We start from the raw sequence: 19,849 nt of genomic DNA, 5'->3' as shown, positions 1-19,849 counted from the left end.
ATATCGGCCCGAGAACACTCGGGCCGAGGGGCGGTGTCGGCGGGGTGCCGAGACTCACTCGTGCGAGCAGACCGCCTGGTAGAGGCGCGATTCCTCGTCCAGTGTGCGCAGGGCATCGAGGCGTGGCTGGCGGTTGCCCTCGCTGAGCGGTACCAGCTCGGCCGAGGAGCAGTTGATCAGATACGGCTGGTGATGAAGCTGATCCACATACTCCTTCTCGAAGCGGTAGAGAATGAACTCGACCAGCTCCTGATCGTCCGCCTGCCGGGACACCATGCTGTTTCGGTCGACGATGCTGAAGGCCACCGTCATTGGATACAGGTAGGTCCAGGGCCGCCAAACCATGCTGTCCTGCTCGGTTTGTATCACCGTAGCCGTGGCGGGTAGCTGGTCCTGCTTGTGGTCGAACCAGGAGTATTCGTAGTGGATCTGGTAGCCCAGCATCCCCAGGCCGGCGAATACCGGAACGATCCACTTCGGAAGCCGCTTGCCACTGGCCAGGCGCAGTATCAAGCCGATGCCCGCAGCACCCAGGCCGGCGAAGATCGCCGCAATCAAGTGCCATATCATAGCGCTACCTTCTAAAACAATCGGGCTTCCCGGAGGGAAGCCCGATTGGGACTGGTTCCCGGCCCGCTTCGGGCCGGGGTCATTATGGCTTAGTGGTCGAGTGCGACGCCAGCGCCTTTCGGATAACGCACGCTTTGCACCAGGTCCTGAATCTCCTGCGGCGGCTCCTCGGTCGCGGTGGAGACCGCATAGGCCACGGCGAAGTTGATCATCGCACCCACGGCACCGAAGGAGAGCGGCGAGATGCCCATGATCCAGTTGTCTTGGGTATTCGGCAGCATGTTGGTGCCAGGGATGAAGAACCAGCCCAGGTAGGTGAAGATGTAGAGCAGGGTGGCGATCAGGCCGGCCAGCATGCCGCAGATGGCGCCCTTGCTGTTCATCCGAGTGGAGAAGATACCCATCATCAGCACCGGGAACAGCGAGGCGGCAGCGATACCGAAGGCGAGTGCCACGGTCTGCGCGGCGAACCCTGGCGGGTTGAGGCCCAGGTAGGTCGCCAGCAGGATGGCACCGGCCATGGAGATCCGTGCCGCCAGCATCTCACCCTTCTCGGTGATGTTGGGATTGATGGTGTTCTTGATCAGGTCATGACTGATGGCCGAGGAAATGGCCAGCAGCAGGCCCGCCGCAGTGGAGAGTGCCGCCGCTATACCCCCGGCTGCGATCAGACCCACGACCCAGCCCGGCAGGTTGGCGATTTCCGGATTCGCCAGTACCAGGATGTCGTTGTTCACCGTCAACTCGTTGCCTTCCCAGCCGCGCTGCTCGGCGATCGGTTGGAAGGCCGGGTTGGCATCGTTGTACATCTGGATGCGCCCGTCGTTATTGCGATCGGTAAAGGTGAGCAGTCCTGTCTCTTCCCAGGTGCGTACCCAGTCCGGACGCTCTTCGTAGAGCAGCGCATTGTCTGCCGCTTCTTCATAGTCCTGAACCTGGCCGGCCATGTCCGGGAAAATGGTGGTGGCCAGGTTGAGGCGTGCCATGGAGCCCACGGCCGGTGCGGTCAGGTAGAGCAGGGCGATGAACACCAGCGCCCAGCCAGCGGACCAGCGCGCGTCGGCGACCTTGGGCACGGTGAAGAAACGGATGATGACGTGGGGCAGGCCGGCGGTACCGATCATCAGCGACAGGGTGAACAGCACCATGTTGAGCTTGTTGTCCACATCGGCGGTGTAGTCACGGAAACCCAATGCAGTGACCACTTCGTCGAGCTTGGCCAGCAGGGGGATGCCGGATTCGGTATGGGTGCTGAACATGCCGAACATCGGAATCGGATTGCCTGTCAGTTGCAAGGCAATGAACACAGCCGGAATCGTGTAGGCGACGATCAGCACGATGTACTGGGCCACCTGGGTATAGGTGATGCCCTTCATGCCGCCGAATACGGCGTACAGGAAGACGATACCCGCGGCGATCCAGATACCCACGCTGCTGGGCACCTCGAGGAAGCGCGAGAAGGCAACGCCAGCGCCGGTCATCTGGCCGATGACGTAGGTCACCGAGGCGACGATCAGACACACGACGGCAACGATACGGGCCGTCTTGCTATAGAAGCGGTCACCGATGAAGTCGGGCACGGTGAACTTGCCGAATTTGCGCAGATAGGGCGCAAGCAGCATGGCCAGAATCACGTAGCCGCCGGTCCAGCCCATCAGGAAGGTGGAGTTGGCATAGCCGCCGGAAGCCAGCAGGCCGGCCATGGAGATGAAGGAGGCCGCGGACATCCAGTCGGCCGCGGTGGCCATGCCGTTGGTGATCGGGTGAACGCCACCGCCGGCGACATAGAAGTCCTTGGTCGAACCGGCACGGGCCCAGATGGCAATGCCGATATAGAGGGCGAAAGAGCCGCCCACGAAGAGAAGGTTAATGGCAAACTGACTCATGCTGGCTTACTCCCCGAGACCGAACTTCTGATCGAGCTTGTTCATCTTCCAGGCGTAGAAGAAGATCAAGCCGATGAAGGTCAGGATGGATCCCTGCTGGGCGAACCAGAATCCGAGATCGGTGCCGCCGATCGGGATGCCTGAAAGAAGGGGGCGAAACAGGATGGCGCAGCCGTACGAAACGAATGCCCAGACGATCATGCACCCGGTTATGAGGCGTACGTTCGCCTTCCAGTATGCAGCAGCATTGGTTTTATCATCTGCCATAGTGATGCTCTCCACTTGTTGTTAAGGTTGGGAAGTCGCCAAGAGGGGTTGCCAAGCTTCATCGGGGTTCGCGCTGGGCGATTCGGGTCGGGTGGTATGGTCAATGGCGCTGGCAAGTGCCTTAAGTTCCCATGCTCCCTGCGGACGAGCCGCACTTCCCACCATTTCTGGTTACCGATCATCGAGCCGCGTTATCAAGGTACGTCTCCCCCGAATGACTCATGAGCAATAGTGGTCAATAAATCAGGAAAATAAAATCCCAGACTTTGGTATCATGAGCAAACTGTAATGCTCTTATGTTTTAATTTTGCTTTTAATATCATTGACTTGTCTTATCTTTTCGTGGAGGTTAGAGATATCGCAACCTGTGTGTTAGGACGATTGTCTAGCATTGAACTTTTGTCTATATCTCTTCTGTAAGACCATTGTCTAGTACTGATTGAAAACCCCTGTAGTCAACTCTCTTGGACGTTGGTCTAGGTTATGTCTCGAAAGTCGGGACTGTTATTCTGCCTCGAGAAGTCCTGTTCGATGTGGGTCACATCGAAATATAGCGAGGGAATGTTTCTTTATTGTTTCGGGCGACAGGGACGTAGATGGCCCAGGCATGGGTTTCCCTTGGTATTGCGACCTGTTCGCCAGGCCTCCCTTCGGACTCGTTCGGGTGCTGACGGCGATGGCGGCCGCACAACGAGGGCTACAGCATGGTCGATGTCGATCTTTCCCAACCCCCGTTCTCCTTTCTGGACGAAGAGGGGCGTGAGCGCGTTCGCAATGGCATCGACCTGGCCTATTTCGATCGTGACGAGATCATCCTCGAAACCGGTCAGCCCGGTGAGTACGTCTTCCTCATCCACAAGGGGGAGGTGGCCGAACTGGACACCACGCAGCCGGGCGCGCGCGAGCGGATCGGTCACTATACGGCCGGCGATCTCTTCGGGGCCATCAGCATCCTCAATGGCAAGAGCCGCTACCGCTTCCGCGCCGAGCAAGAAAGCCTTTGCTATCTGTTGCCCAAGGCGCTGTTCCTGCAGCTTGCTGACGATTACCCCGCTTTTGCCGAATTCTTCCGTCAAACATTGGCCCACAAGGCGCGCCTGCTGACCGAACAGCGGGCAGAGGGAGGTATGACCATGGCCGGCTTCATGCTGGCACGGGTCGAAGAGTGCATGCGCCCACCGTTGTGCATGGGACCGGGGACGACCATCGCCGAGGCGGTGCTCAGGTTGCATGAGAGTCACGCCGACAGCCTGCTGGTGGAAGGCGAGAGCGGCACGGGTATGGTGACCAAGACCGACCTGCTCGAAGCGCTGGTGCTTCAGGAGCGTGAGAAGGAGAGTCCGCTTCAGGATATCGCTCATTTCGAGCTGGTCACGGTACGCCCCGATCAGTACCTGTTCGAAGTCCTCGTCATGATGACCCGCTTCAAGGTGGAACGGGTCGTGGTATTGGAGCAGAAACAGGAACAGGAAAAAGTCTCACCGATCGGTGTGGTGGAACTCACCGACGTACTCAGCTATTTCTCCAGCCGTAGCTATGTGGTGAGCCTGCAAGTGGAACAGGCAGATAGTCTCGATGCCCTGTTCCGCGCCAGTCGCCGTACACCCGAGTTGGTCAAGGCGCTGATGGCGCAAGGCGTCAAGCTGCGCTTCGCCATGGGCCTGCTGGCGGCGCTCAACGGGCGCATCATGTCCAAGGCCTGGGGCTTTCTAATCGACGAGCGTTATCACGCCGACAGCTGTCTGATGGTGATGGGTAGTGAAGGACGGGGTGAGCAGATTCTCAAGACCGACCAGGACAACGGCCTGATACTCGCCGACGGACTCGAATGGCCTGCTGTGGGTGAGCAGATGCAGCGACTCACCGAAACACTGATCGAACTGGGTTACCCGCCCTGTCCCGGCAACATCATGGTCAGCAACCCCGACTGGGTGGGGTCCGTTTCCCAGTGGCGGGAACGCATTGCCCGCTGGGCAGAGAAGCGTGACGGAGACAGCCTGATGAAACTTGCCATCATGCTCGATTCCCATGCCGTGGCGGGCAACCCGGCGCTGCTCGACCGCGTACGCCAGGCCCTCTTCGAGCAGTGCTCGCGTGACGAGATCCTTCTTTCCTATTTCGCTCGCACGGCGCTGCGCTTCTCCACGCCTCTGACCCTGTTCGGCTCGCTAAAGAAGCCTCAGCACGGCATCGACATCAAGAAGGGCGGCATCTTCCCGATCGTGCATGGGGTGCGCACCATGGCGCTGGAGCGTCGCATCAAACCCACTTCCACCCTGGAGCGGCTCGAGGCTCTGGCGGCGGATGGAAGATTGGAAGAGCGAGTCGCCGAGGATCTGGCCGAGGCGCTGTCGTTGTTCACCGAATTGCGCCTGAAACAGCAACTGGAGCGCTTGGGTGGCGATATCGATAACCAGAGTCCGGATCGTGTCGTGGTTCAGCAGCTGTCGTCACTGGAGCGTGACCTGCTGCGTGAAGCGCTGCACATCGTCAAGGATTTCAAGCAGAGCCTGTCGCAGCGTTACCACCTCGAATACTCCTGAGAATGGCAACCGCGGCAGGCAGACAGGAACCAAGGAGGAACGGCATGTTTCGAGCATTACGCCGGGCCCATGATCGTCGTCGCCATGCCGGCGGCGAGTATGGCTGGCTTTTTCATCCCTACACCGGGGATGAGCTGGTGGCTATCGACTGCGAGACTACCGGTGTCGATACGCGTACCGCCGAGCCCGTATCCATCGGTGCGGTCAAGGTGCGCGGCGACAGGGTGCTGACCAGCGAGTCGCTGGACTTGCGCCTCAAGCGCCCCGCCACGCTGACTGGCGACTCGATCCGCGTGCATGGGCTGCGGGGTATCGATCTCGACGATGGCGTCAGTCTGGATGAAGCCTTGGTGACACTGCTCGACTTCATTGGCAACCGCCCGCTGCTGGGCTGGCGGCTGGACTTCGACCTGGCCATTCTCAATCGCCAGATTCGGCCTCGCTTCGGTTTCGACCTGCCCAACAGCGGGATCGATGTGGCACAGCTGTTTCATCGCCAACAGCGTCGCAGCGTCATGGAGCCGGAGCCGCGTTCGCAGCGCTTCGAGGCGGTAGCGGAAACTCTTGGCGTGCCGGTCATGGGGCGCAACACCGCGCTCGGCGATGCCGTGACCACGGCGTTGATGTACCTGCGCCTGGAGCGTGTTGCGATGCCTGATCGCCGCGAGGCGTGAAGTGGTGAAACAACCTGGTAAATTGCGCCGGCATGACGCCACGGCGTCGCCACTGGGACGAGGCGATGGTAGGATGGCCACCGTCATCCACCACGCTCTGGCAGTCCGTGACCATGCAAGACGCCGTGATTTTCAATCCTCATATTGCCGACGGCCCTGATGCTCATCAAGAGCAGGGCAATGGCGTAGAGACCTCCCCCTTGGAGGCGCTCGATGCCAAGGCCCGGCGCGAATTCAACAAGTTGCAGAAGCGCCTGCGACGTCAAGTGGGCAATGCCATCGTCGACTACGGCATGATCCGCGAGGGCGATCGCGTCATGGTCTGCCTGTCAGGTGGCAAGGACAGCTACACCCTGCTCGAAATCCTGCGCAACCTGCAGCGCAATGCGCCGGTAAGTTTCTCGCTGGTGGCGGTCAATCTCGACCAGAAGCAGCCGGGCTTCCCCGAACACGTGCTGCCCGAATATCTCGAGTCCATCGGCGTCGAGTACTACATTCTCGAGCGTGACACCTATTCGGTGGTGAAGGAGAAGACGCCGGAGGGCAAGACCACCTGTGCGCTCTGCTCACGGCTGCGTCGCGGCTCCCTCTACGGCTTCGCCGAGGAGATCGGTGCGACAAAGGTGGCGCTGGGCCATCATCGCGAGGACATTCTCGAGACGCTGTTTCTCAACATGTTCTATGGCGGTAGTCTCAAGGCCATGCCGCCCAAGCTGCTCTCGGATGACGGCAAGAATATCGTCATTCGTCCCCTGGCCTACTGCCGCGAGGCGGATATCGCCGAATTCGCACGGCTGATGGACTTTCCCATCATTCCCTGCAACCTGTGTGGCTCACAGCCCAACATGCAGCGCCAGGTGGTCAAGGAGATGCTTTCCGAATGGGAGCGCAAGCATCCTGGGCGCATTGAAACCATGTTCAAGGCGGTGACCAACGTGGCACCGTCTCAGTTGGCCGACCGTGAGCTGTTCGACTTCGAAGGGCTGGAGTCCAAGCAGGTGCGGATGCGCGAGCGTCGAATCGACGCGCTGGAGCTTTCGCACAATCGCTGAATAGCCGGTTAGTGCCGCCAAACAGAGACCAAACAGAGAGACCCGCTCGGCATTGCCGGGCGGGTCTCTTCGATCGGAGTTGCGAATTATGGGCTCAGTGATCGTCCTGCGCCTGGGCCACCAATGCCTCGAGATTGAGAATGTTCACTTCGCGCCCAGAGACCTCGACCAGCCCTTGCTGCTGGAAGCGCCCCAGGATGCGGCTGACCGTTTCCACGGCCAGGCCCAGGTAGTTGCCGATATCAGCACGCGACATGGAGAGGCGGAAGCTGTAGGGCGAGTAGCCGCGGCGGCGGAAGCGGTCCGACAGGCTGGAGAAGAAGCTGGCCAGGCGCTGATCGGCGGTCTTGCGTGACAGCAGGCGCATCATCTTGCGGTCATCGCGCAGCTCCTTGCTCATGCTGCGGTAGAGCTGGCCTCGTAGCTCGGGCAACTGCTCGGAAAGACTGTCGAGACGATCGAAGGGGATCTCGCACACGGTGGTGGTCTCGAGCGCGATCACGCTGCCGGGATAGATCTCTTCGTCGATGCCATCGAGGCCGACCAGTTCGCTGGGCAGGTAGAAATTGGTGACCTGGTCGTCGCCGGAGCCCTCGGTGGTGACCTGCTTGAGGCTGCCTGAGCGCACGGCAAAGACACTGCTGAAGGCGCTGCCCTGACGGAACAGCGATTCGCCCTTCTTCAAGGGTGAGCGACGCCGGATGATGGCGTCGAACTGCTCCATGTCCTCGAGCTCCAGGGCGAGAGGCAGGCATAGCGAACTCAAGCTGCAGTTCTGGCAGCGGGTTTCATGCAGCAACGAACGCCGCTTGCCGACTGCATTGGCCGCGTTGACCGGCATGCTCCACCTCCTGGATCGTTATCATTGACGCATTATGGAGCATTATTGTAGCCGGTAAAATGCCTCTTGCGACCTTTGGCCGCAGTATGTTTAGAACTTTCTTGCTAGCCCTTTGAGGTCAGACGATGCGTGAGAACTGAGCATCGGGCAGCAGCGGCGAGCGGGCATCGAAGGCCATGGCCAGGTGTCGGATCAGCAGCCGGCCGATGGGGGTTGCAATAATCCGCGGCCCTTCCATGAGCGCGAGCCCGTCGCGCTGGAGGTTCTCCAGCCGTGCCAGGGCATCCGCCAGGTAACGGGGAGCATCGATGCCGAAGGTTTCGCTCAGCTCGGCCATGTCCAGCTCCATGTCGCACATCAGCCGCTCGATGGCATGCTGTCTGACACGGTCGTCGAAGTTCAGCCGGATACCTCTTGCGGTGGGCAAGCGGCTGCCGTCGAGGGCCGCTTCATAGGCGTCAAGGCTGGTGTGGTTCTGGGCATAGGCGTCATCGATGCAGGAGATGGCCGAGACGCCTAGCCCAACCAGGTCGCATTGGGCATGACTGGAATAGCCCTGGAAGTTGCGCTGTAGCGTGCCTTCGCGCTGGGCGATGGCCAGGCTGTCGCTGGTGCGGGCGAAGTGATCCATGCCGATGTGCACGTAGCCCGCCTCGGTCAGCATGGCGATGGTAGTGCGCAGTATCGCCAGTTTCTCCTCGGGCCGAGGCAGGTCTTCGGCGCGAATGTGCCGTTGGGCGGTAAAGCGCTCCGGCATATGAGCATAGTTGAACACCGAAAGGCGCGCCGGTGCCATGGCGATCACTTGTGACAGGGTGGTGGCGAAGCTGTCGCGAGTCTGAAAAGGCAGGCCGTAGATCAGGTCCAGGTTGAGCGAGCGAAAGCCGAGGCGATCGGCTTCGTCGAGCAGGGCCTCGGTGAGAATGCGTGGCTGGACCCTGTTCACGGCGCGCTGCACCTTGGGGTCCAGGTCCTGAACGCCGAGACTCAAGCGATTGAACCCCAGCGCCTGCAGGTGGCGCAAGGTGAAGACGTCGGCCTCACGCGGGTCGATCTCGATGGCGTAGTCGCGCTCACGGGCGCTGGAGAGGCCAAAGCGCGCGTCGAGCCGGTCGATCAGATCGCTCATCTGATCGAGGCTGAGAAAGCTCGGGGTGCCGCCACCCCAGTGCAGCTGTGCCACTTCGCGACGCGTATCCAGGTAGGGCTTGATCAGCACCATTTCCCGATCGAGGCGCGAGATGTAGGGCTCCGCCACCTTGGCGTTCTTGGTGGCTATCTTGTTGCAGGCACAATAATGGCAAGCCTTGCGGCAAAAGGGGATATGGACGTAGATCGACAGCGGCCTGCCGTCGGCATTGCTGCGGGCAAGGGCGGCCTGGTAGGCCTCCACGCCAAAATCGTCACTGAACGAATTGGCAGTGGGGTACGAGGTATAGCGCGGGCCATGAGTGTCGTAGCGCCGCAACAGGGCCTCGTTCCAGGCGAATGGATCGGCCATCGCTCGATGCACGGACATCGCGGGAACGGACATGATGGCACTCCGAAAGGCTAGCGTTGACACAATGTAGCGATACACCGCCCTAGGTGGATTGAGCTGCGTCAAACGAAGTGTCAATGCCGTCCCGGGACAGCGCCTTTAATGCCCTGCCATGCCATGCGGCAATAGTGCAAAGAGCTGCCACAGGGCGAAGGCGATGATGGAGAGTGCCGCGATGGTACGGGTCGCCGGGTGACGGATCAGCGCACCCAACTGGCGGGCGGCGAAACCGGTGACCAGCAGTGCAGGCAGGGTACCGAGTCCGAACGCACCCATCAGCGCTGCGCCGCGCAGTGGGTCTGCCGTGGCCAGGCTCCAGGCCAGCATCGAGTAGACCAGCCCACAGGGTAGCCAGCCCCACACCGCGCCGAGGCCGATGGCCTGGGGAATCTTCACCACCGGCATCAGGCGTTTGCCAAGAGGCTCCAGGTAGCGCCACAGGTGCCGGCCAAGAGCCTCCACCCTGAGCAGCCCCTTCCACCAGTTGGCAATGTAGAGCGCCATCAGAATCAGCATCGCGGCAGCGAACACCTGCAGGACGATCCGCGTGGCAGGGGTGAGCGCCAGGACGGTACCAAGCGAGGCGACCAGCGCCCCGGCGACCATGTAGCTCAGGATGCGGCCCAGGTTGTAGCCCAGCAGCAGCCCCGAAAGCCTTGCGGGACTGCGCATACTGGGCGGCACGGCGAAGGTCAGCGCGCTCATGATGCCGCCACACATGCCGATGCAGTGCGCACCACCGAGCAGGCCGAAGACGAAGGCCGCCAGCAGCGGTGGCAGGCCGAGTCCGGTAGGGTCCATCAGCGCGCCGCCGGGCCGTCGCCATTCCCATCGGCCGGCTTGCGCTGGGCGGCCTGCCGCCGTTTTTCGCGCTCCGCCGGCGTCAGGTCGTTCTCGTCCTCGTCGAAGAGAATGCGGTGGGCCGGGCCCTCCAGGTCCTCGAACTGATCGTTCTTGACCGCCCAGAAAAAAGCCCACACGGCCAGGCCGAGCAGGATCAGGGAGAGCGGAATGAGCAGATAGAGGATCGTCATGCATTCACCAGTTGCGCATCGGGGCTCGGCGTCGGGTTGGGGCGCATATGGAAGCGATTGAGACGCAGTGCATTGCCCACAACCACCAGCGAGCTTCCCGACATGCCTAGCGCCGCGACCCATGGCGGCACGATGCCGATGGCGGCCAGGGGCAGGGCAGAGAAGTTGTAGCACACCGACCAGATCATGTTCTGGCGCATGATGCGGCGGGTGGCACGGGCTATCTCGATCGACTCGACGATACGCATCAGGCGCGGGCTCAGCAACACGGCATCGGCGCTGGTGCGGGCCAGGTCGGTGGCGCCGTTCATGGCGATGGATACGTCGGCCCCGGCCAGCACCGGCACGTCGTTGATACCGTCGCCGATCATGGCCACCTTCTCGCCGGCGGCCTGGCACTGGCGAATGCGGGCCAGTTTGTCTTCCGGGCTGGCGCCGGCCTGCCAGGTATCGATGCCGAGCTGCTGTGCCATGGTGCGCACGGCATCGGCCGTGTCGCCAGAGAGCAGTTCCACCTGGACGCCGCGAGCCTTCAGCGCCACCATGGTCTCGATGGCATCGTCGCGCAGCCGGTCACGCAGGGCAAACCAGACGCGGGGTTCGCCTTCCTCGCCGAGCAGCAGCCACTGGCCATCGCCCGGGGCGGTGAGCTTGTGCTCGGGAGCCGCGAAGTCGGGTCGCCCCAGGCGCCAGCGACGGCCTTCGATCACTCCCTCTACGCCCAGGCCGGTGCGGCTGGTCCGCTCGCTTGTCTCCATCGTGGCGTCGCGCCAGGGGCGGAAGGCGCGGGCAATGGGGTGTTCCGAGTAAGCCTCCAGCGCCGCGGCGATCACCTTGGCGCGCTCCGGCTGAAGCTCACCGAGCGGGCGGGTGTCGACGAGCTGCATTTCACCGCAGGTCAGCGTGCCGGTCTTGTCGAAGATGACCCGGTCGACCTGAGACAGTGACTCGATGGCATCGGCACGGGTGATCAGCACCCCACGGCGGCGCAGCTGTCCATGCCCCGCGGTGAGGGCGGTAGGTGTCGCCAGCGCCAGGGCGCAAGGGCAGGTCACCACCAGTACCGAAAGCATGACCCACAGCATGCGGCTGGGGTCGATGAACCACCAGGCGGTGGTTACGCAGACGGTCACCACCAGCAGGCGCAGCACGAACAGGTGCGACATGCGTGCGGCCATCTGGGCCAGGCGCGGGCGGCTGGCGAAGGCGCGGTCGGTCAGGTCGACGATGCCCGCCACCCGCGCCTCCTTGCCGGCGTGGGTAACGCGTACTACCAATGGGCTTTCAATGTTCTGGCTGCCGCCGGTGACGGCGTCGCCGACGCGGCGGTTCACCGGCAGGTACTCGCCGGTGAGCATCGATTCGTCGAGGCTCGATTCGCCCTCTTCGATGACACCATCGGCGGGCACACCGTGGCCAGGCTTGATCAGCACCCGGTCACCGGCGGCGAGCTCGCTGGCCGGCAGGATGCGCTCCTCGTCATTGGCTTCCAGGCGCACGGCAGAGAGCGGCAGGGCACCGGCCAGAACGTTACCGGTGTGGCCGCTGCGCCGGCGCGCCCGCGCTTCCACGTAGCGGCCGAAGAGCAGGAAGAAGGTGAACATCGCCACCGAGTCGAAATAGACCTCGCCCGTGCCTGACAGCACGGCATAGCCGCTGGCGAGATAGGCGCCGCCAATGGCGATGGAGACCGGCACGTCCATGCCCAGTACGCGGGTGCGCAGGTCGCGTACGGCATTACGGAAGAAGGGGACGGCCGAGAAGAACACCACCGGTGTGGCCAGGGCGAACGACAGCCAGTGGAACAGGGCGTAGAAATCCTCACTGATCTCACCGGGGCCGGCCACGTAGATGGGGATCGAGAACATCATCACCTGGGCCATGCCCACCGCGGCGATGATCAGCCGGCGGATGTTCATGCGCTCCTCGTGCTGCAGCCGCTGCTGGGCAGCGTCGGGCTCGTAGGGCTGAGCGCTGTAGCCGATGGCGGCCATCTCGGCGAGGATGTTTGAAAGCTTGAGTCGGGCCGGATCCCAGGCCACGCGTACGCGGTGATGGCTGAGGTTGACAGCGCTGGAGGTCACGCCCTCCAAGGCGTTGAGGCGGTGTTCGATCAGCCAGGCGCAGGCGGCACAGGTGATGCCATCCACCGCCAGGGTCGCATGGACCTCGCCGTTGTCGCCATCGGTATGCACGAACTGGCGCTGCAGCCCGGGATCGTCGAATACCGCCCAGGTCTCGGCCTTGACCGCCTGGCGCTCGTCGGGGCGCTCGGGCAGTTCGGTGCGAAAGCGGTAGTAGCTGGCCAGGCCGCCATCGACGATGGCGTGAGCCACCGCCTCGCAGCCGGGGCAGCACAGCGGGTGCCTGCCGTCATCGAGGGCAATCGACCAAGGTGCCCCTGCCGGAACCAGGCTGCCGCAGTGATAACAGCTTTCGGTGGGCTTCACGTTACTGGCGGCCAGGGTCATGTCGTCATGCGTCAAGTGTGGTCACATCGCTCGTGTCAGCTACGCTGCTGCACGCCCGGCGTGAGGCTGAAACTCTCCTCGCTGGGAAGGCTGGCCTCGCCGACCAGACGCCACTCGGGTTGTTCTGCGCTGGGATGAAGCTGCAGGTACCAGCGGTAGCGCAGGTTGTCGGGTGCCTGGCCAAGGTAGCGGCCGTCGCGCACGTGTTCGAGCACGAGATCCTGGTCGCGATCGTCCTGGGTCGGGAAGATCAGGCGCAGGTAGAGCCTCTCGGGGCGGTCATCGCCGTCGAGCTGCACGATGATGTCGCTGGTCATGGGGTCGATGCGCAGATCCGCGGCCAGGTTCAGCTCATGAGCACGCTGCTGCTTGGCCAGGACCATGTTGATGGCGCGACCGTGTTCGTAATAGTCCTCCTGGACCATGCCATCGGCGGAGCGCACGGCCAGCACGGCAAAGGTCGAACTTACGCTGATCGACAGCATCAGCAGCCCGAGCAGAAACCACGGCCAGAACTGCTTGTACCAGGGGGAGGGGGTCGTCATGTGATTCATCTCCGGGTTTCACCGATGAAGCGGGTTTCTCGCTCGAGCGCGATGCGCTCGTTGTCTTGTGACTGCAACAGCAGCTGAATGGTATGGCTGGGTAGCTCCAGTACCGCCGGGTCGGCGGTGACCTGAACGGCGAAGAGCCGCGAGGTGCCGGCCGGTACCCGCAGCGTCTCGGTATCCAGTTCCAGGCCGGGCAGCCCACTCACTGCGAGGTGGTAGGTATGCTCCCGGTCGTCGAGATTGCGCACCGTCAGGGTATAGACGTTGCTGATGCGCCCGTCACGGGTCATCTGGTAGAGCTGGCCACGCTCGCGCTCGGCCTCGAAATTGAGGGGCATGCGATCGCCCAGCGCCCAGACGAACAGGCCGACCATCACCATCAGCGCGGCGAAGTAGCCTAGCAGGCGGGGGCGCAGGATATGGGAGCGCTTTCCTTCCAGGGCGTTCTCGGTAGTGTAGCGGATCAGGCCACGCGGATAGTTCATCCGGTCCATCACGCTGTCGCAGGCATCGATACAGGCCGCGCAAGTGATGCATTCGTACTGCAGACCATCGCGAATGTCGATTCCGGTGGGGCAGACCTGTACACAGAGGTCGCAGTCGATGCAGTCGCCATGGCCGGCCTCGCGGGCCTCGGCATGGCTCAGGCTCTTCTTGCGCGACCCCCTGGGCTCGCCACGGCTGGTGTCGTAGGAAACGATCAGGGTATCGGCGTCGAACATTACCGACTGGAAGCGGGCATAGGGGCACATGTAGATGCACACCTGCTCGCGCAGCCAGCCGGCATTGAGATAGGTGAAGACCAGAAAGAAGCCGACCCAGAAATAGGACCAGCCGTGGGCCTCGAGGGTGGGCAGCTCCACGGCCAGTTCGCGTATCGGGGTGAAGTAACCGACGAAGGTCACGCCCGTCGCCAGCGCAATAGCCAGCCAGACGGCGTGCTTGGCGCTCTTGCGCCATGCCTTGTCGACGCTCATCGGCTCGCGGTCGAGCTTGATGCGTCGGTTGCGTGAACCCTCGAGGCGGTGCTCCACCCAGATGTAGAGAAAGGTCCACACGCTCTGGGGGCAGGTATAGCCGCACCATACGCGACCGGCGAATACGGTAATGAAGAACAGGCCGAAGGCGCAGATGATCAGCAGCCACGAGAGCAGGATGAATTCCTGGGGGTAGAAGGTTGCTGCGAAGATGTGGAATTCACGTCCGGGCAGGTCGAACCAGATCAACGGCCGATCGCCCCAGGTGAGCCAGGGCAGGCCGAAGAAGGCCAGCATCAGGAACCAGTTCGACAGCCGGCGCAGGCGCTGGAACAGGCCCTTGATCTCGCGCACGTAGATGTGGCGTCGCTTGGCGTACATCTCCTGCTGCACCGCGCCACGCGGGCTGTGGTGGCCCACCGGTTCCGGGGTCACGTCACGCGTGGGAATCTTATCGTTCATGTTGGACTCGCGACGGGCAACGCTGGCCCGCAGAGGGAAGGCAATGAAGTGGCTTCATTGTATCGAGAGCCCGGGGCGAGGCGGGCAGAGTGCGACTCGACGTCGCACTCTGCCGCTGCTGGGTGGGCCTCAGTCTCGCAGGCGCAGGCTGTAGACGTAAGCCGCAACCAGATGAACGCGCTCTTCACCGATATAGGCTTCCTGAGCCGGCATGTGACCGTTGCGGCCGTTGCGCAGGGTCTGGCGCACAGAGTCGGCAACGCTTTGACCGGGCGCCTGGTAGAGCCAGGTATCGTTGGTCAGGTTGGGGGCGCCCAATGCCTGGTTACCGGTACCTTCCTGGCCGTGACAAGCTGCACACACCGAGGCGTAGACCGCTCCACCCTGTTCGGCGCGTTCGGCGTCGTGCTCCAGATCGGACAGCGACAGCACGAACTGGGTCACGTTCTCGATGTTGCTCTGGCCGAGCTGCTGCCAGGAGGGCATCAGGCCGTTACGCCCGCGCACCAGGGTGGTCACGATCTGCTCGGGTTCGCCGCCGTACAGCCAATCGTCGTTGGTCAGGTTGGGAAAGCCATAACCGCCTCGGGCATTGGCGCCGTGACACACCGCGCAGTTGTTCTGGTAGATCCGTTCGGCCACCTGCATGGCATCGGCGTCGCGTGCCAGCTCTGGAATGGGGATCTCCTGGTACTGGGCGAAGATCGGCGTGAAGCGCTCTTCGGCGCGAGCGACTTCCTGCTCCCATTGACCTTCCTGGGTCCAGCCGAGCAGGCCAGCGAAGTTACCCAGCCCCGGGTACAGCAGCAGGTAGCCGAGCGAGAACACCACGGTGGCGACATACAGTTGGAACCACCAGCGCGGCAGCGGGTTGTCGTACTCCTCGATCTCGTCGGCCGCATGTCCGGTGGTTTCCACGTTGCCGTCGGCATCGGGCACCTTGTCGGTCTTGCGGTTGGCGTACAGGATCCAGAATGCGAAGGCGATTGAGCCCAGCGTTATCACAATGATCCAGGCGCTCCAGAACCCGGAAAGGGAGTCATCCCAAAGATTGCTCATGTGTTTTTATCTCCCCTGTCGTTTCGGGAATCGGCTGCGCTGTTCGATTCATTCTTCGCATGCCGCTGCGAGGCGCTGGTGCTGTCACGGTTGAGTGGCTCATCGTCCTCGACGAAGGGCAGGTTGGCCGCTTCGTCGAAGTCCGGCTTGCGCCGCCGGGAATAGGCCCACCAGGTGATGCCTATGAATGCCACGATCAGCAGAAAAGTGATGATGCCGCGAAAGGTCCCGGTATCCATGATCAGCGCGTGCCCTCAAGCACGGTACCCAGTTGCTGCAGATAAGCGACCAGGGCCGTAATTTCCTGCTGGCCACGCACCTCGCGCGTGGCGCCCGCGATGTCCTCGTCGGTATAGGGAACGCCCAGGGTACGCAGCGCTTCCATCTTGCGCGGCGTGTCGTTGCCGTCGAGGGTGCGTTCGAACAGCCACGGATAGGCCGGCATGATCGATTCCGGTACCACGTCGCGCGGGTTGTACATGTGGGCACGGTGCCAGTCGTCGCTGTAGCGGCCGCCGACACGGGCCAGGTCCGGCCCGGTCCGCTTGGAGCCCCACAGGAAGTTGTGCTCGTAGATGAACTCGCCGGCGACGCTGTAGTGCCCGTAGCGCTCGGTCTCGGCGCGGAACGGACGGATCATCTGCGAATGACAGCCCACGCAGCCTTCACGGCGGTAGATGTCACGCCCTTCCAGCTCCAGGGCGGAGAGCGGACGCAGGCCATCCACCGGCTCCGTGGTCTGCTTCTGGAAGAACAGCGGCACGATCTCGGCCAGGCCGCCGAAGCTGATCGCCACCAGGATCAACACGGCGAGCAGGCCTACGTTCTTTTCGACAATCTCGTGTTTCATTGGTGTCGGTTTCCCCGGTTACTCAAGCAGTCTGCGGAATCGGCTGCTGGTTGACGGTTTCGCTGCGCTTGACGGTCATGAAGACGTTGTAAGCCATGAGCAGCATGCCGACGATCCAGAACAGGCCGCCGATCAGGCGTACGATGTAGCCCGGGCCGCTGGCCTCGACCGACTCGATGAAGGTGTACATCAGGGTGCCGTCGGGGTTGATGGCGCGCCACATCAGGCCTTGCAGGATACCGTTGACCCACATGGCGGCGATGTAGAGCACGGTGCCGATGGTGGCCAGCCAGAAGTGCACGGCGATCAGGCCGACCGAGTACATCTCGGTGCGCCCGAACAGGCGCGGTATCAGGTGATACATGGAGCCGATGGTGATCATCGCCACCCAGCCCAGGGCGCCGGCATGCACGTGGCCGATGGTCCAGTCGGTGTAGTGGGACAGGGCGTTGACCGTCTTCACTGCCATCATCGGGCCTTCGAAGGTGGACATGCCGTAGAACGACAGGGCCACGACCAGGAAGCGCAGGGTCGGGTCGGTACGCAGCTTATGCCAGGCACCGGAGAGGGTCATCATGCCGTTGATCATGCCGCCCCAGGAGGGCGCCAGCAGGATGATCGACATCACCATGCCCAGCGACTGGGCCCAGTTGGGCAGGGCGGTATAGTGCAGGTGGTGCGGCCCGGCCCACATGTAGATCATGATCAGCGCCCAGAAGTGGACGATGGAGAGGCGGTAGGAGTAGATCGGCCGCTCGGCCTGCTTGGGCACGAAGTAGTACATCATGCCGAGGAAGCCGGCGGTCAGGAAGAAGCCCACCGCGTTGTGCCCGTACCACCACTGCACCATGGCATCGATGGTGCCGGCATAGATCGACGTGGAGTACGTCAGGGTGACCGGGATCGCAGCGTTGTTGACGATGTGCAGCACGGCCACGGTTAGGATGAAGGCGGCGAAGAACCAGTTGGCCACGTAGATGTGGGAAGTCTTGCGCTGCTTGATCGTCATCAGGAAGACGATGGCGTAGCTGACCCAGACCACGGCGATCAGGATGTTGATTGGCCACTCGAGCTCGGCGTACTCCTTGGTGGTGGTGATACCGAGCGGGAGCGTGACCACCGCCGATAGGATCACTGCCTGCCAGCCCCAGAAGGTGAAGGCGGCCAGCTTGTCGCAGAACAGTCGTGTCTGGCAGGTGCGCTGCACCACGTAGTACGAGGTCGCCATCAGCGCGGAGCCGCCAAAGGCGAAGATCACTGCGTTGGTATGTAGCGGACGCAGGCGGCCGAAGCTCGTCCAAGGCAGATCGAGGTTGAGTTGCGGCCATACCAGTTGAGCGGCAAGGATGACACCGAGGAACATGCCCACGATGCCCCACACCACTGTCATGATCGCGAACTGCCGAACTACCTTGTAGTTGTAGGTCGGATGCTCTAATGCTGTGCTCATGTCAGGTTCCCATCGAACGCGTATCGAGAACTCGCGGTGGCGGTGGCCACGACGCGCTCTCGGTTGGCTGAAGCAGGTCAGAAAGCAGGCGGATTCTAGCGCAGCCACCTGACAGACTGAAACAAGCATACAGGCGAAACTCGTATAGGAATTTGACGTGTGTCGAACTTTGCACGATTAGACCCTGTTTCGATTGGGCCGGATCAGTTGCACGAGCAGGGGCTCGATCGAGAGCCTGGCTGCTGGCTCGTCGAAGGGCTTGGTCCGCTCGAAGTGAGAGGTGGCGGAAGCGCCGGACGCATGCTGATTGCCCATGGCGCGGGGGCTGGGCAGCAATCCGCCTATATGAGGCAATTACGGGATGCGCTTGCCAACCAGGGCGTCCAGACCCTTGCCATCGAGTTCGGCTACATGCAGCGCATGCAGCGCGAGGGGCGGCGGATCCCACCTCCGAGGATTGATCGCCTGGTAGAAGAATTGTCCCGCTGGTGCGACATTCTGACACGCTCAGAAGGGGGTATGCCGTGGCTCGGCGGCAAGTCCATGGGTGGCCGTGCGGCCAGCCTGCTGGCAGCCCGTGACCAGGCGGCCGGCCTGGTGCTGTGCGGCTACCCGTTCCACCCACCGAGCAAGCCCGCGAGCCTGCGGCTCGAACATTGGCCGCTGATCGATTGCCCCACCCTGGTGGTGCAGGGCAGCCGTGATCCCTTCGGTACGCATGAAGAGGTTTCTCGCTACGAGCTTCCTGCCCGGGTGCAACTGCACTGGCTTGAGGAGGGCGACCACGACTGGAAGCCGCGACAACGATCGGGCCGTACCCAGGCGATCCTGATCGAGGAAGGCGCAGCCGTGATCGCCGCTTTCATGCGAGCACATCGCGAGCCGAAATGAGCGACTCCACGGATGGCGCGGGTTGTAGGACATTCGTCCCGATGGCCGGTCTCTTTCAAGGCCCTTTTGCTCACTTGAGATATGCGCAAGGGCGTTGACAAGGCTAAGGAACTCTGTAGAATTCAGCGCCACGTGACCAGGGGTGGTTAGCTCAGCTGGGAGAGCACCAGCCTTACAAGCTGGGGGTCACAGGTTCGAACCCTGTACCACCCACCATCGCCTTCGAGCAGCAAGCGATGGTGAAACGGTGATCACGTGCAACACCCAGGAAGCAAACAGCGGACCGGTAGTTCAGTCGGTTAGAATGCCGGCCTGTCACGCCGGAGGTCGCGGGTTCGAGTCCCGTCCGGTCCGCCATCGCTTCCGACGCTAGTGTCATCTGTCGTGGACCGGTAGTTCAGTCGGTTAGAATGCCGGCCTGTCACGCCGGAGGTCGCGGGTTCGAGTCCCGTCCGGTCCGCCATGATGCCCTGGCTTGGTAAGTCCTCATCGCAGCAGTGCGATATCCGTGGGTGATTAGCTCAGTTGGTTAGAGCACCAGCCTCACATGCTGGGGGTCACTGGTTCGAATCCGGTATCACCCACCACGCGGACCGGTAGTTCAGTCGGTTAGAATGCCGGCCTGTCACGCCGGAGGTCGCGGGTTCGAGTCCCGTCCGGTCCGCCATCGATTTCAGGCCCCGAGCTCAGGCTCGGGGCCTTTTCGTATCGTCTATACTCCCCCCATCCAG

18 protein-coding genes and 5 tRNA genes are annotated in these 19,849 nt (G+C 62.4%); 9 read left to right on the top strand and 14 right to left on the bottom strand.

Translation table 11 applies throughout. The features are described 5' to 3' along the window. Positions 1-54: 54 nt before the first annotated feature. The 3 genes from SPH52_RS00505 to SPH52_RS00495 form a co-directional block, all read right to left on the bottom strand. A complete protein-coding gene (locus SPH52_RS00505; RefSeq protein ID WP_411793031.1) occupies positions 55-570 on the bottom strand; it encodes a hypothetical protein in 516 nt (171 codons plus the stop codon). Positions 571-659: 89 nt separating this feature from the next. Beyond that, a complete protein-coding gene (locus SPH52_RS00500) occupies positions 660-2,456 on the bottom strand; it encodes a sodium:solute symporter family protein (protein ID WP_411793030.1) in 1,797 nt (598 codons plus the stop codon). 6 nt (positions 2,457-2,462) lie between these two features. After that, positions 2,463-2,723, bottom strand: coding sequence for a DUF4212 domain-containing protein (locus SPH52_RS00495; protein ID WP_411793029.1), 261 nt, complete (start codon positions 2,721-2,723; stop codon positions 2,463-2,465). 704 nt (positions 2,724-3,427) lie between these two features. Between SPH52_RS00495 and SPH52_RS00490 the strand changes: the two genes are divergently transcribed. The 3 genes from SPH52_RS00490 to ttcA all read left to right on the top strand — a co-directional run bounded on the left by SPH52_RS00490 (position 3,428) and on the right by ttcA (position 6,992). Continuing rightward, complete coding sequence (locus SPH52_RS00490) at positions 3,428-5,266, top strand: DUF294 nucleotidyltransferase-like domain-containing protein (RefSeq protein ID WP_411793028.1); 1,839 nt, start codon at positions 3,428-3,430, stop codon at positions 5,264-5,266. A gap of 44 nt (positions 5,267-5,310) precedes the next feature. Next, complete coding sequence (locus SPH52_RS00485; RefSeq protein ID WP_411793027.1) at positions 5,311-5,940, top strand: 3'-5' exonuclease; 630 nt, start codon at positions 5,311-5,313, stop codon at positions 5,938-5,940. A 113-nt stretch (positions 5,941-6,053) separates the two neighbouring features. After that, complete coding sequence (gene ttcA, locus SPH52_RS00480) at positions 6,054-6,992, top strand: tRNA 2-thiocytidine(32) synthetase TtcA (RefSeq protein WP_411793594.1); 939 nt, start codon at positions 6,054-6,056, stop codon at positions 6,990-6,992. A gap of 94 nt (positions 6,993-7,086) precedes the next feature. Here the strand turns inward: ttcA and fnr are convergent, their stop codons facing one another. The 11 genes from fnr to ccoN form a co-directional block, all read right to left on the bottom strand. Beyond that, positions 7,087-7,833 (bottom strand): fumarate/nitrate reduction transcriptional regulator Fnr, encoded by a 747-nt coding sequence (gene fnr, locus SPH52_RS00475; protein ID WP_411793026.1) that lies wholly within the window; start codon positions 7,831-7,833, stop codon positions 7,087-7,089. 118 nt (positions 7,834-7,951) lie between these two features. Then, on the bottom strand, positions 7,952-9,367 hold the full coding sequence (hemN, locus tag SPH52_RS00470; protein ID WP_411793025.1) for an oxygen-independent coproporphyrinogen III oxidase: 1,416 nt from the start codon (positions 9,365-9,367) through the stop codon (positions 7,952-7,954). Positions 9,368-9,472: 105 nt separating this feature from the next. Further along, entirely contained in the window at positions 9,473-10,174 is a 702-nt protein-coding gene (locus SPH52_RS00465) for a sulfite exporter TauE/SafE family protein (RefSeq protein ID WP_411793024.1), read from the bottom strand. Beyond that, a complete protein-coding gene (ccoS, locus tag SPH52_RS00460; protein ID WP_411793023.1) occupies positions 10,174-10,407 on the bottom strand; it encodes a cbb3-type cytochrome oxidase assembly protein CcoS in 234 nt (77 codons plus the stop codon). The genes SPH52_RS00465 and ccoS overlap by 1 nt, the downstream gene beginning before the upstream one ends. Then, on the bottom strand, positions 10,404-12,878 hold the full coding sequence (locus SPH52_RS00455; RefSeq protein WP_411793593.1) for a heavy metal translocating P-type ATPase: 2,475 nt from the start codon (positions 12,876-12,878) through the stop codon (positions 10,404-10,406). The genes ccoS and SPH52_RS00455 overlap by 4 nt, the downstream gene beginning before the upstream one ends. Before the next feature lie 35 nt (positions 12,879-12,913). Further along, positions 12,914-13,423 carry a FixH family protein gene (locus tag SPH52_RS00450; protein ID WP_411793022.1) on the bottom strand — a complete coding sequence of 170 codons (510 nt, stop codon included), beginning with the start codon at positions 13,421-13,423 and terminating at the stop codon, positions 12,914-12,916. A gap of 5 nt (positions 13,424-13,428) precedes the next feature. Continuing rightward, positions 13,429-14,868, bottom strand: a complete 1,440-nt coding sequence (gene ccoG, locus SPH52_RS00445; protein ID WP_411793021.1) for a cytochrome c oxidase accessory protein CcoG — start codon at positions 14,866-14,868, stop codon at positions 13,429-13,431. 129 nt (positions 14,869-14,997) lie between these two features. Next, entirely contained in the window at positions 14,998-15,927 is a 930-nt protein-coding gene (gene ccoP / locus SPH52_RS00440) for a cytochrome-c oxidase, cbb3-type subunit III (RefSeq protein ID WP_411793020.1), read from the bottom strand. Next, complete coding sequence (locus SPH52_RS00435; RefSeq protein ID WP_411793019.1) at positions 15,924-16,166, bottom strand: cbb3-type cytochrome oxidase subunit 3; 243 nt, start codon at positions 16,164-16,166, stop codon at positions 15,924-15,926. Before SPH52_RS00435 ends, ccoP begins: the two co-directional genes overlap by 4 nt. Before the next feature lie 2 nt (positions 16,167-16,168). Next, a complete protein-coding gene (gene ccoO / locus SPH52_RS00430; RefSeq protein ID WP_411793018.1) occupies positions 16,169-16,777 on the bottom strand; it encodes a cytochrome-c oxidase, cbb3-type subunit II in 609 nt (202 codons plus the stop codon). 22 nt (positions 16,778-16,799) lie between these two features. Further along, on the bottom strand, positions 16,800-18,227 hold the full coding sequence (gene ccoN, locus SPH52_RS00425) for a cytochrome-c oxidase, cbb3-type subunit I (protein ID WP_411793017.1): 1,428 nt from the start codon (positions 18,225-18,227) through the stop codon (positions 16,800-16,802). Between the two features lie 300 nt (positions 18,228-18,527). On the opposite strand from ccoN, the gene SPH52_RS00420 reads away from it, so the two are divergent. From SPH52_RS00420 to SPH52_RS00395, 6 genes are all read left to right on the top strand, one after another. Next, entirely contained in the window at positions 18,528-19,118 is a 591-nt protein-coding gene (locus SPH52_RS00420) for an alpha/beta family hydrolase (RefSeq protein ID WP_411793016.1), read from the top strand. 140 nt (positions 19,119-19,258) lie between these two features. After that, positions 19,259-19,334 (top strand) — tRNA-Val (locus SPH52_RS00415). Positions 19,335-19,398: 64 nt separating this feature from the next. Beyond that, positions 19,399-19,475, top strand: a tRNA-Asp gene (locus SPH52_RS00410). A 29-nt stretch (positions 19,476-19,504) separates the two neighbouring features. After that, positions 19,505-19,581 (top strand) — tRNA-Asp (locus SPH52_RS00405). 47 nt (positions 19,582-19,628) lie between these two features. Further along, a tRNA-Val gene (locus SPH52_RS00400) sits at positions 19,629-19,705 on the top strand. Between the two features lie 3 nt (positions 19,706-19,708). Beyond that, positions 19,709-19,785: transfer RNA gene (locus SPH52_RS00395), tRNA-Asp, on the top strand. Positions 19,786-19,849 lie beyond the last annotated feature (64 nt).

It is taken from the genome of Halomonas sp. A29, assembly GCF_046723295.1.
GTDB lineage: Bacteria > Pseudomonadota > Gammaproteobacteria > Pseudomonadales > Halomonadaceae > Halomonas.
Note: the sequence above shows the minus strand (reverse complement) of the source record. Positions and strands in the feature narration are given on the sequence as shown.

What these genes read in the sequence shown, in the direction of transcription:
- SPH52_RS00505 (WP_411793031.1), bottom strand. Translation starts at nt 570, where the DNA reads ATGATATGGCACTTGATTGCGGCGATCTTCGCCGGCCTGGGTGCTGCG.
- SPH52_RS00500 (WP_411793030.1), bottom strand. Translation starts at nt 2,456, where the DNA reads ATGAGTCAGTTTGCCATTAACCTTCTCTTCGTGGGCGGCTCTTTCGCC.
- SPH52_RS00495 (WP_411793029.1), bottom strand. Translation starts at nt 2,723, where the DNA reads ATGGCAGATGATAAAACCAATGCTGCTGCATACTGGAAGGCGAACGTA.
- SPH52_RS00490 (WP_411793028.1), top strand. Translation starts at nt 3,428, where the DNA reads ATGGTCGATGTCGATCTTTCCCAACCCCCGTTCTCCTTTCTGGACGAA.
- SPH52_RS00485 (WP_411793027.1), top strand. Translation starts at nt 5,311, where the DNA reads ATGTTTCGAGCATTACGCCGGGCCCATGATCGTCGTCGCCATGCCGGC.
- ttcA (WP_411793594.1), top strand. Translation starts at nt 6,054, where the DNA reads ATGCAAGACGCCGTGATTTTCAATCCTCATATTGCCGACGGCCCTGAT.
- fnr (WP_411793026.1), bottom strand. Translation starts at nt 7,833, where the DNA reads ATGCCGGTCAACGCGGCCAATGCAGTCGGCAAGCGGCGTTCGTTGCTG.
- hemN (WP_411793025.1), bottom strand. Translation starts at nt 9,367, where the DNA reads ATGTCCGTTCCCGCGATGTCCGTGCATCGAGCGATGGCCGATCCATTC.
- SPH52_RS00465 (WP_411793024.1), bottom strand. Translation starts at nt 10,174, where the DNA reads ATGGACCCTACCGGACTCGGCCTGCCACCGCTGCTGGCGGCCTTCGTC.
- ccoS (WP_411793023.1), bottom strand. Translation starts at nt 10,407, where the DNA reads ATGACGATCCTCTATCTGCTCATTCCGCTCTCCCTGATCCTGCTCGGC.
- SPH52_RS00455 (WP_411793593.1), bottom strand. Translation starts at nt 12,878, where the DNA reads ATGACCCTGGCCGCCAGTAACGTGAAGCCCACCGAAAGCTGTTATCAC.
- SPH52_RS00450 (WP_411793022.1), bottom strand. Translation starts at nt 13,423, where the DNA reads ATGACGACCCCCTCCCCCTGGTACAAGCAGTTCTGGCCGTGGTTTCTG.
- ccoG (WP_411793021.1), bottom strand. Translation starts at nt 14,868, where the DNA reads ATGAACGATAAGATTCCCACGCGTGACGTGACCCCGGAACCGGTGGGC.
- ccoP (WP_411793020.1), bottom strand. Translation starts at nt 15,927, where the DNA reads ATGAGCAATCTTTGGGATGACTCCCTTTCCGGGTTCTGGAGCGCCTGG.
- SPH52_RS00435 (WP_411793019.1), bottom strand. Translation starts at nt 16,166, where the DNA reads ATGGATACCGGGACCTTTCGCGGCATCATCACTTTTCTGCTGATCGTG.
- ccoO (WP_411793018.1), bottom strand. Translation starts at nt 16,777, where the DNA reads ATGAAACACGAGATTGTCGAAAAGAACGTAGGCCTGCTCGCCGTGTTG.
- ccoN (WP_411793017.1), bottom strand. Translation starts at nt 18,227, where the DNA reads ATGAGCACAGCATTAGAGCATCCGACCTACAACTACAAGGTAGTTCGG.
- SPH52_RS00420 (WP_411793016.1), top strand. Translation starts at nt 18,528, where the DNA reads ATGCTGATTGCCCATGGCGCGGGGGCTGGGCAGCAATCCGCCTATATG.